A 10,271-nucleotide genomic window follows, 5' to 3' on the forward strand; every position below is an offset into this window, starting at 1 on the left:
GTATCGCCCGTCGCGCTGCAGCAGATCGGCGCGGTTGCAGCCCGCTGCCGCCACCTGCACCAGCACCTGGTCTGCCCGGGGCGCAAGCACCTCGCGGGCCTGCACCCCGATCCCGGCGTCCGCGCCGAAGACCACGGCGAGGGCGGTCCTGTTGTCTCCACTGTTTTCTTTCATTTCACTGTCCGTTCATCAAAACTGCGCAATGGGCAATATCAGCGGGCGCCGGAAAATCGGCGCCGAATACACGCCGAGGCCATACGCCACTCATCCACTTATTCCTGCACATTCGGAAATTCATCGAATTTCCAGATCCTGGAAATACTAGTTTCTCGCCATGGCCTCATGGTGTAACCCACGCGACAAATCCAAACACTGGCCCCTATCCACGTTGCCAGAACACGGAGCTCCCAGGACACTCGCCTGATAACTCTGGCGCTCGCCGCACAACCTCCGGAAAGCGCTCCGCCACCTCCGCTGCAAGCAGAAGAAAAGCCCTTCAATCTTTTACCGATCGATCGATCGGTCGGTGCCAGTGTATATGATCCGGCAACGCCGGGCAACGGCCAACTGAAGAGGGAGCGACACGTGCTGGACTGGAGAGATTTTTCGACCGAAGACCTGGATGCCCCGCTGCGCGCGGCGCGACACCTGTTCGCCCGGCACGGCTACCACGGCACCTCGATCCGCGCCATCGCCGAAGGGGCGGGGCTGTCGGTGCCGGGGCTCTACCACCACTACCCGTCCAAGCAGGTCATCCTGGAAAAGCTGGTGGGTCAGGCCATCGGGCAGATGCTGGCCCACACCCGCGCAGCCGATGCCGCCTCGGACGGCAGCGCCCTCAATCGCTTCGACCACGTGGTCGAGTGCCTGCTGCGCTTCCACCTGCAGCGGCGCGAGGACGCCTTCATCGCCAGCTCGGAAATGCGCAGCATGGACCCCGCCGTGCGCCGCGCACACGTCGCCCAGCGCGACGAGCAACAGGCGATGCTCCAGGACATCCTTGAGCAGGGCGCCACGGAAGGAGTGTTTCACTGCGCGCACCCGCGCGACGCGGCCCGGGCCATCGCGTCGCTTTGCGTCTCCGTCGCCAGCTGGTATGCACCGGGCGGCAGCCTCTCTACGGACCAGGTGGTAGAGCGCTACCTGTCCTTTGCGCGCGGCATTGCCGGAGCCCCTCGCCCCTGCCGGGACTGAACCCGGTCGCACCTCCCGACGGGCCGAGGGACGGCACGCGCCCGGCCATCCCATGGCGCACCACACGGCGCGCAGAGGCGCTCCGCGCCAGTTGGCGATATTTAATACTCCCTTAATGTTCCAGAAAGAAAATGGAGGGTTTTCGTTATTTTGGTCGAGTTTTATAAACCAGCGGAATTGATCCTGATCAATACCTTCCGGGGCCGATTCACCATAATCGAAGCCACTCGATCAATAAATACTCGGTAACCCCCAATGCCTGAACAACAGACTCCCACGCGCCCTGAGACCGCGCCTGCGGTGCAGCAGACCAAGCGCAGCTTTCTGCAGGAACTGGTGGGCCTGGCCACCGCATTCGGGCTGACCGCCGCTTCCGGTCCGGCGACGGCGGTGAGCCTGCCCGGCAGCACGCAGCCGCCGCGCCGCCCCGGCATGGAAGGCAAGCGCTTCGGCATGCTGGTGGACATCCGCAAGTGCATCGGCTGCCAGGCCTGCACGGTGAGCTGCTCGGTGGAAAACCAGCCGCCCATCGGCCAGTTCCGCACCACGGTGCTGCAATACGAGATCGACAAGCCCGACGGCTCCATGCCCGCCATGGTCAGCCTGCCGCGGCTGTGCAACCACTGCGAGGAGCCGCCCTGCGTGCCCGTCTGCCCGGTACAGGCGACCTTCCAGCGCACCGACGGCATCGTGCTCGTGGACAACGAACGCTGCGTGGGCTGCGGCTATTGCGTACAGGCCTGCCCCTACGACGCGCGCTTCATCAACCACGAGACGCAGACAGCCGACAAATGCACCTTCTGCGACCACCGGCTGGAAGTCGGGCTGCTGCCGGCCTGCGTGGAGAGCTGCGTGGGCGGCGCGCGCGTGATCGGGGACCTGAACGACCCGAACAGCGAGATCAACCGCCGCATGGCCGCACACGAGGAGGGTGTGAAGGTGCTCAAGCCCGGCATGAAGACCGAGCCGCGCGTGTTCTACATCGGCCTGCCCGATGAATTCGTCAACGGCGTCGATGGCCAGGCCAGCGTGCGCCTGGTGTCCGAGCACTGAGCGCCCGCCGTCCCGAGGAGATCCCCATGCAGATCATCGAACTGCTCACCCCGCACTACGAAGCGGCCTGGCTGCCCTGGGCCGTGCAGTACTTCTTCCTGGCAGGCGTCGCCACCGGCGCGGCGCTGCTGGTCTCGGCCTTCAGCTTCGGCGCCGAGGCCTCGCGCATGCGTCGCCTCCTGCCGGCCGCGGTGCTGACGCTGGCCGTCAGCAGCATCGCCGCGCCGGTCTCGCTGCTGGCCGACCTGCACCAGCCCGCTCGCTTCTGGCACTTCTACGCGCACTTCACACCCTGGTCGTGGATGTCCCTGGGCGCCCTGCTGCTGCCGGCCTTCGTGGCGCTCGCCCTTGCCATGTGCGCCGCCTGGTGGCTGGGACGCATCGGCTGGATGCGCCTGCTGGCACCGGTCCTGGTGCTCTCGGCCCTGAGCATCACGCTCTACACGGGCGCCGAGATCATGGTGGTGCGTGCGCGGCCGCTGTGGAACACCATCTGGGTGCCGGTGAACCTGGCCCTGTCCGGCTGGCTGGCGACCGTGGGCGTGGCCTTCATCCTGGAGCGCTTCCTGCCGGCGCACCAGCGGCCCGACGCCGCCGCGCTGCAGCTGCTGCGCAGCATCGGCCTGCTGCTCGCGGCAGCGATGGTGCTGGTGGCGCTGGTCTGGGCCGCGGCCGGAATGGCGGGCATCAACCCCTCGTTCGACGCGGCGCTGCGCCTGGCCGAGCTGTTCCCCGTGTGGCGCGCCGGGATGCTGGCCTCCGCGCTCTTCGGCGTGGCCGTGGTGGCCGCCCTGGTGCGCGGCAAGTGGCGCCTCGACCGCCGGGGCTACACCCTGGTGCTGGGCCTGGGCCTCTCGGCGTCGGCCTGGGCCTTCCGCTGGGCCCTGTTCATGAGCGTGCAGGGCGTGCCGAAGTACGGCTCGGGCCTGTACCTCTACCACATGCCGCTGGGCAGCGATGGGCTGATGGGCATGCTGGGCGTGCTGGGCCTGTTCATCGCCCTGGTGGCGGCCGCGAGCTGGGCGCTGGAGGCCTGGCCGGCGCGCCGGCAGGGTCTGCCCGCCGCCATGGCCTGAGCCTGCCCTTCGCCTGCGGAAGCCGCGCCCCCACAGCCAGAGAGAACACACCATGAACGACAAGACCCCCACCTCCACCCCCGAGGCCCAGCGCCCCGACGCCAGCCGCCGCCGCATGTTGCTGCGCGGTGGCGCGGTGGCGCGGTGGCCGGCGGCCTGACGGCCTTTGCCGCCGGCTACGGCGAAGTCGTCGCCCGCGGCGCCAAGGGCTTGGTGACCGGCAGCGCCGGCGTCGCCACCAAGAGCGCAACGCGCGGCAATTCGCTCACGCCCGAGTTCCGCATCGACCCTGTGACCGGCCAGCTCACGACCCAGCCCGGCCAGGTGGTCAGCCCCTCGAGCTGCCTGGGCTGCTGGACGCAGTGCGGCGTGCGCGTGCGCGTCGACACCGACAAGGGCGAGATCATCCGCATCGCCGGCAACCCCTACCATCCGCTGTCCACCACCAACGCCGTGCCCATGGCCATGCCGGTGCGCGAGGCCTACGCAATGCTGGGCGGCGACAGCGGCATCGAGGGCCGCGCCACGTCGTGCGCCCGCGGCTCGGCCATGCTGGAGCACCAGACCTCTCCCTACCGCGTGCTCACGCCGCTCAAGCGCGTCGGCCCGCGCGGCTCGGGCCAGTGGAAAAGCATCTCGCTGGAGCAGCTGGTCAAGGAAGTCTGCGAAGGCGGCGACCTGTTCGGCGAGGGCCATGTGGACGGCCTGCGGGCGATTCGCGACGTGGAGACGCTGATCGACCCGGACAACCCCGAGTACGGCCCCAAGTCGAACCAGCTGGTCATCACCGATGCCTCCAACGAAGGCCGCACGCCGCTGATCCGCCGCTTTGCCGGCCCGTCGTTCGGCACGGTGAACTTCTCCAACCACGGCGCGTATTGCGGCCAGACCTACCGGGTCGGCACGGCGGCGGCCCTGGGCAACATTCCCGGCATGCCGCACGGCAAGCCGGACTGGAAGAACTCGCGCTTCGGGCTGTTCCTGGGCACCGCCCCGGCGCAGGCCGGCAACCCGTTCCAGCGCATGGGACGCGAACTGGCCGAGGCGCGCTCGCGCGAGGACAACAGCTACCAGTACGTGGTGGTCTCGCCCGTGCTGCCGACCTCGTCCAGCCACGCCGCCGGCAACAACAACCGCTGGCTGCCCGTCAAGCCCGCGACCGACCTGGCGCTGGCCATGGGGCTGATCCGCTGGATCATCGACAACGAGCGCTACGACGCCCAATACCTGAGCCAACCCGGCCCGCAGGCCATGGCGGCGGCCGGCGAGGCGTCGTGGAGCAACGCGACGCACCTGCTCATCAACGACCCCAAGCACCCGCGCTACGGCCAGTTCCTGCGCGGCGCGGACATCGGCCTGCCCCTGCCCGAGCCGGTGGACGAGAAGACCCCGGTCGAGGACGTCTACGTGGTGCAGCTGGCGGACGGCACGCTCAGCGCCCACACGGTGGCGCAGCCCGCGCAGCTGATCGTGGAGCGCGAATTCACCCTGCCGCGCGCCGACGGAGCGACCGAGGACCCGGCTCCAGTGTCCGTGTGCACCTCGTTTGTCAAGCTGCGCGAGCACGCGCACCGCATGACGCTCAAGGAGTACGCGGACATCTGCGGTGTGCCAGAGCAGGAAATCGCCGATCTGGCGCATGAATTCACCAGCCACGGCAAGCGCGCAGTGGCCAACTCGCACGGCGGCACCATGAGCGGCGCGGGCTTCTACACGGCCTATGCCATCGCCATGCTCAACAACCTGGTCGGCAACCTGAACGTCAAGGGCGGCTGGGTGCTGGACGCCGGGCCCTTCGGCCCCTTCGGCCCCGGGCCGCGCTACAACTTCGCCACCTTCGAGGGCCAGGTCAAGCCCACCGGCGTGTCGCTGTCGCGCACGCGCTTCCCCTACGAGAAGACCAGCGAATTCAAGCGCAAGAAGGAGGCGGGCGAGAACCCCTACCCGGCGCGCGCCCCCTGGTACCCCGCGCCCGGCAACATGAGCAGCGAGATGGTGGCAGCCGGCCTCCTGGGCTACCCCTACCCCATCAAGGCGTGGATCAACCACATGTCGAACCCGGTGTATGCCATTGCCGGCTTCGAGCAGGCCGTCGTGCCCTCGATCAAGGATCCGAAGAAGCTGCCGCTGTTCATCTCGGTCGATCCCTTCATCAACGAGACCTCGGCGCTGGCCGACTACATCGTGCCGGATACGGTGACCTACGAGAGCTGGGGCATCGGCGCGCCCTGGGCCGACGTGATCGCCAAGACCTCGACCGTGCGCTGGCCGGTGGTCGAGCCGGCCACGGCGCGCACGGCCGATGGCCGGCCCGTCAACTTCGAGGCCTTCCTGTTCGCCGTGGCCAAGGAGCTGCAGCTGCCGGGCTTCGGCAAGAACGCCATGAGCACCAAGGACGGCGAGCCGCTCGACCTGGAAAGCGCCGAGGACTTCTACCTGCGCGGCATCTGCAACATCGCCTACCAGGCCGGCAAGCCCGTCCCCGAGGCGAGCGACGACGACATCGAGATCACCGGCCTCAAGCGCTGGATGCCCGAAGTGGAAAAACGCCTCAAGCCCGAGGAAGTGCGCCGCGCAGCCATGGTCATGAGCCGCGGCGGCCGCTTCGACACCATCGAGGACGCCTGGGTGGGCGAGCACATCAAGGCGGCACACAAGTTCCCGGTGCAGATCTGGCACGAGGGCCTGGCGAAGATGCGCCACTCCATGACGGGCGAAGCCTACGTAGGCTGCCCAACCTGGTTCCCGACGCGCTTTGCCGACGGCTCCAGCATGCGCGACCACTATCCGGAATCGGAGTGGCCGCTCACCCTGAGTTCGTACAAGTCGAACCTCATGAGCTCCATGTCGATCGGCGTCAAGCGCCTGCGCCAGGTGCACCCGCACAACCCGGTCAGCCTGCACAAGGACGACGCGGCGCGCCTGGGCATCCGCAACGGCGACCGGATCGAGGTCACGACGCCCGGCGCCAGCGTGCAGGGCGTGGCCCTGGTGCGCAGCGGCATCGCCCCAGGCACGGTGGCGATCGAGTACGGCTATGGGCACAAGCAGCTGGGCGCGGTGGCGCACATCGTGGACGGCAAGCCCACGGCGCACGACCCGCAGCATGGCAACGGCGTGAACCTCAACGAGCTGGGCTTTGCCGACCCGACCCGCCCACAGAAGGACAACGTCTGGATCGAGTGGGTCTCGGGCGCGGTGGTGCGCCAGGGCCTGCCGGTGCGCGTGCGCAAGGTGTGAAGCCAGCGGACGCGGCGCGCGAAGGGGTGCTTCCTACAATGGAGCGCCCCGCCTCCCCTGCCCCCATGCACATCCTGATCGTCGAAGACAACCCGCTGGTGGCCAGCGGCATCCGCGCCGGCCTGGAACTGCACGGCATGGACGCCGACGTGGCCGCCAGCGCGGCCGAAGCGCGCGCCCACTTGGCGGCACGCAGCTACGACGCCTGCGTCCTGGATCTGGGGCTTCCCGATGGCGACGGCCTGCAGTTGCTGCGCGGCTGGCGCGCGGCGGGGCTGGCGCTGCCGGTGCTGATCCTGACGGCGCGCGCCACGCTGGACGACAAGGTGGCGGGCTTTCACGAGGGCTCGGACGACTACCTGACCAAGCCCTTCGATTTGCCGGAGCTGGTCGTGCGCCTGCAGGCCCTGGTGCGCCGCGTGGGCGGGCGTGCCAGCGACCGTGTGCGGGTCGCCGACTACGACATCGACATGGCGTCCGGGGAAGTGCTGCGCGCGGGCGCGCGCGTGGACCTGTCGCGCCGCGAATGGGCCCTGCTCGCGGCCCTGGTGCAGGCCAATGGCCGCACCCTCGACACGGCGCAACTGCACGACAGCCTCTACCGCCTGGACGAGGAAGTGGGCAGCAACACCGTCAACGTGCATGTGCACCACCTGCGGCGCAAGCTCGGCGCGGACCTGATCGAGACGGTGCGCGGCGTGGGCTTTCGCCTGGGCGTGCGCCCCGCGCCCCCGGGGGCATGACGAAGCCGGCGGCGGCCCCGCGACGGGCGCACAAGAGCCTGCGCCTGCGCCTGGTGCTCGGCTTGGCGCTGGCCAGCAGCCTGCTGTGGGGCGGGGTTGCCGCGTGGCGCATCAACAGCCTGGAGCATGAGCTCAACGCCATGCTCGACGACCGCCTGATCGCCTCGGCGCGCATGGTGGCCAGCATCGTGCAGCAGCTGCAGCCCGCAGCGGACGGCAGCCCGCCGACGGCCGAGCAGCTGCACTCCGTGATCGGGCGCGACGGCGTGGCCTGCGAGGTGAGCCTGGCGCGCAGCGAGGTCGAGGTGGTGCCGCTGGCGCGCACGGGCGACGCCCCCGCCCAGTCCACGCTGGGCGAACCCGGCTTCCAAGAGATCCGCAAGGGCGGCAAGGCCTGGCGCACCTACGTGCTGGCCGAGGGCGAGCTGCGTGTGGCGACCTCGGATCCGCTGGCGCAGCGCGAGCAGCTGGTGCGCACCGCCGTGCTGGCGCTGGCCGTGCCCTTTGCCATCGCCCTGGCGGTCGTCTGGCTGCTGGTGTGGTGGGTGGCGACGCTGGGGCTGCGCCCGCTGGAGCGGCTGCGCCGCGAACTGGCGACACGCGCGCCCACTGCGCTCGAACCCGTCCACACGGGCGAGGACACGCGCGAGCTCAGCCCGCTGGTCGCCAGTCTGAACGCGCTGCTGGCGCGCACCAGCGCCGCCATCGCCCACGAGCGCCGCTGGACGGCCGACGCCGCGCACGAGCTGCGCACGCCGCTCACTGCGATCAAGACCCACGTCCAGGTCGCACGCATGGCGCTGGCTGCCCCCGGGCGCGTCGACACTGCCGCCCAGGCCCTGCAGGCTGCCGAACAGGGCATCGCCCACATGCACGCCACCATCGAGCAGCTGCTGCAGCTCGCCCGCATCGAAGGCGAGGCGCTCGCCGCTCCCCAGGAAGCCTCGGGCGAAGCCATCGTGCAGGCGTTCGAGCACGCCGTGCAGCAATCGCTGCAGGGGCGCGAGGGAGCCCGTGGCGCCGCGCCCGCCGCGGTACAGACGCGCTGCGCGCCAGCCCCGGGCGCCCCCGAATGGAGCGACGTACGCATCGCCCTGCCCGCGCCGCTGCTGACCAGCGCGATCGGCAACCTGCTGGACAACGCATTGCGCCACCACCGGGGCGAGGCCGCGGTGGAGTGCACGCTGCGCCTGCTGCGCACACCCTCGCCGCGCCGGCCCCATGGGGCGATCGCATTCGAGGTGCGAGACCACGGGCCGGGCATGAGCGCCGAGGAATGTGCCCAGGCCACGCAACGTTTCTGGCGCAAGGAGCCCATGGGCAGCGGCAGCGGGCTGGGTCTGACCATCGCCCGGCGCATCGCCGAGAGCGCCGGTGGCACGCTGGAACTCAGGCCCGCCGATCCGGGGCTGGTGGCCACCCTGGAGCTGCCCCTGCTTGCGGGTTGATCCGAAGGGACCTGCGGCGCGGGTTGCAGCCACACTCCGGCCCGACCCCTGTTGCCGTCACCACCGCTGCCGCCGAACCATCGAGCGGCACAGCATCTTCACCACAGGAGCCGCTTTTCCATGCCCTCCCAGGTTCTTCAGCTCGGCCCCCTCGTCCTTCCCTGGGCGGCGGTCATCGCCTTTTGCGCCTGGCTGGCAGGCAGCATGGCCTACGACCGACTGTCGGTGCGCCAGGGCCTGGCGGTGGGGCGACATGCGTGGGCACTCGCCCTGCTCGCCTTTGCCGCCGCGCGCCTGGGCTTCGTGCTGCAATATCTGCCGCAGTACCTGCAGGCGCCGCTGTCGGTCATCGACATCCGGGATGGCGGCTGGGCGCCCGCCTGGGGGTTGGCCGCTGCAGCGGTCGGTGGCCTGGTGCTGTGGTGGCGGCGCAGTGCCTGGCGCCGGCCGGTGGCGGCCGGCCTGGCGGCGGGCGCGGCCGCATGGCTGGCGGGGACCGGGCTGTGGTGGGCGCTGCAACCTGCGGCGCCGGCCGGCCTGCCGCCCTGGCAGGGCGTGGCCCTGGACGCGCGCACCGTGCACCTGCCTTCCGCCCTCGGCCGGCCGGTGGTGATCAACCTCTGGGCCAGCTGGTGCCCGCCCTGCCGGCGCGAGATGCCGGTGCTGCTGCGCGCCTACGAGGCGCACAGGGATGTGCTGTTCCTGTGGGTCAACCAGGGCGAGGCGCCGGAGCTGGCAGCACGCTTTGCCGCGAGCTGGCGGCTGCCCGCCACCAAGGTCGTGCTCGACACGAACGCACAGCTGGGCAATCTCCTCGGCCACAAGGCGCTGCCGACCACGCTTTTCTACAACGCCCAGGGGCAGCTGGTCGCCGTGCGTTCCGGCGAACTGTCCGAGGCCACGCTGGCCCAGCACCTGGAGCGCATCCGCCAACCGGACCGCCGCTGAGCGCCTGCGGCCCTGTGAACGAACGGCCCGCCTAGTGCTCGCGCACCCCCAGGCGGTCCAGCAGGCCGCCACGCGGGCCCTCGACCCCGGCGCCGCTGCCCCCGGCCGCCGTCACGGCCGACAGAAAATGCCCCATGGCCTCGGCCGCCTGGCTGCGCTGCTCGCCGCTGTGGATGAATTCGTCCACGCTGCCGCCACCCTCCGTGTAGATGCGCATCCAGGTGCGCGATCCGTAGGCGATGCGATCGATCAGCCGCAGCGGCACGTCGAAGGCCGAACCGGCCGGCGCCGCTGCGTCCGCGGAGGCAGCGCCCGGCTGCTCGGAGCGCAACCGCAGGCGCACCACCTCGGAGCCGCCGATATGCACGTCGGCGCCGGTGATCTCGGCCTTGTTGCCCGGCAGCTGCACGCTCAGCACGGCCTGGCCCGGCTTGGCGCTGCTCCACGCAGCCGCCAGCAGCGGGCAGCGCGGCCCGCTTTGGCACACCAGCCGCTCGGGTTCCACGCGCACGCGCTTCTCGCCCTCGGCGCCGGCCTCGGTCCGCACCTGGGGAATGAAGGCGCGGCCG

General features: G+C 70.2%; 9 protein-coding genes. 8 read left to right on the forward strand and 1 reads right to left on the reverse strand.

The features are described 5' to 3' along the window. The 8 genes from A612_RS17350 to A612_RS07025 form a co-directional block, all read left to right on the forward strand. On the forward strand, window positions 1-351 hold a 351-nt coding region (locus tag A612_RS17350), incomplete at its 5' end, for a hypothetical protein (protein WP_158000168.1). A 234-nt stretch (window positions 352-585) separates the two neighbouring features. Further along, window positions 586-1,194, forward strand: coding sequence for a TetR/AcrR family transcriptional regulator (locus tag A612_RS06995; protein WP_019373797.1), 609 nt, complete (start codon window positions 586-588; stop codon window positions 1,192-1,194). A gap of 255 nt (window positions 1,195-1,449) precedes the next feature. Beyond that, window positions 1,450-2,247: a sulfate reduction electron transfer complex DsrMKJOP subunit DsrO gene (dsrO, locus tag A612_RS07000; RefSeq protein WP_040436273.1), complete on the forward strand. Its 798-nt coding sequence runs from the start codon at window positions 1,450-1,452 to the stop codon at window positions 2,245-2,247. A 26-nt stretch (window positions 2,248-2,273) separates the two neighbouring features. Then, complete coding sequence (gene nrfD, locus A612_RS07005; protein ID WP_019373799.1) at window positions 2,274-3,323, forward strand: NrfD/PsrC family molybdoenzyme membrane anchor subunit; 1,050 nt, start codon at window positions 2,274-2,276, stop codon at window positions 3,321-3,323. A 144-nt stretch (window positions 3,324-3,467) separates the two neighbouring features. Next, window positions 3,468-6,563 carry a tetrathionate reductase subunit A gene (locus A612_RS07010; RefSeq protein WP_019373801.1) on the forward strand — a complete coding sequence of 1,032 codons (3,096 nt, stop codon included), beginning with the start codon at window positions 3,468-3,470 and terminating at the stop codon, window positions 6,561-6,563. A 65-nt stretch (window positions 6,564-6,628) separates the two neighbouring features. Further along, window positions 6,629-7,306, forward strand: a complete 678-nt coding sequence (locus A612_RS07015; RefSeq protein ID WP_019373802.1) for a response regulator — start codon at window positions 6,629-6,631, stop codon at window positions 7,304-7,306. Further along, the gene (locus A612_RS07020) at window positions 7,303-8,754 is read left to right on the forward strand and encodes an ATP-binding protein (RefSeq protein ID WP_019373803.1); all 1,452 of its coding nucleotides are present in this window, start codon (window positions 7,303-7,305) and stop codon (window positions 8,752-8,754) included. Before A612_RS07015 ends, A612_RS07020 begins: the two co-directional genes overlap by 4 nt. A gap of 120 nt (window positions 8,755-8,874) precedes the next feature. Beyond that, window positions 8,875-9,702, forward strand: a complete 828-nt coding sequence (locus tag A612_RS07025; RefSeq protein WP_019373804.1) for a TlpA family protein disulfide reductase — start codon at window positions 8,875-8,877, stop codon at window positions 9,700-9,702. A gap of 31 nt (window positions 9,703-9,733) precedes the next feature. Here A612_RS07025 and A612_RS17355 read toward each other — a convergent pair. Then, window positions 9,734-10,271, reverse strand: a 538-nt coding sequence (locus tag A612_RS17355) for a hypothetical protein (protein ID WP_019373805.1), incomplete at its 5' end; no start/stop codon positions are given.

It is taken from the genome of Melaminivora alkalimesophila, from assembly GCF_000282995.1.
Taxonomy (GTDB): Bacteria; Pseudomonadota; Gammaproteobacteria; order Burkholderiales; family Burkholderiaceae_C; genus Melaminivora; species Melaminivora alkalimesophila.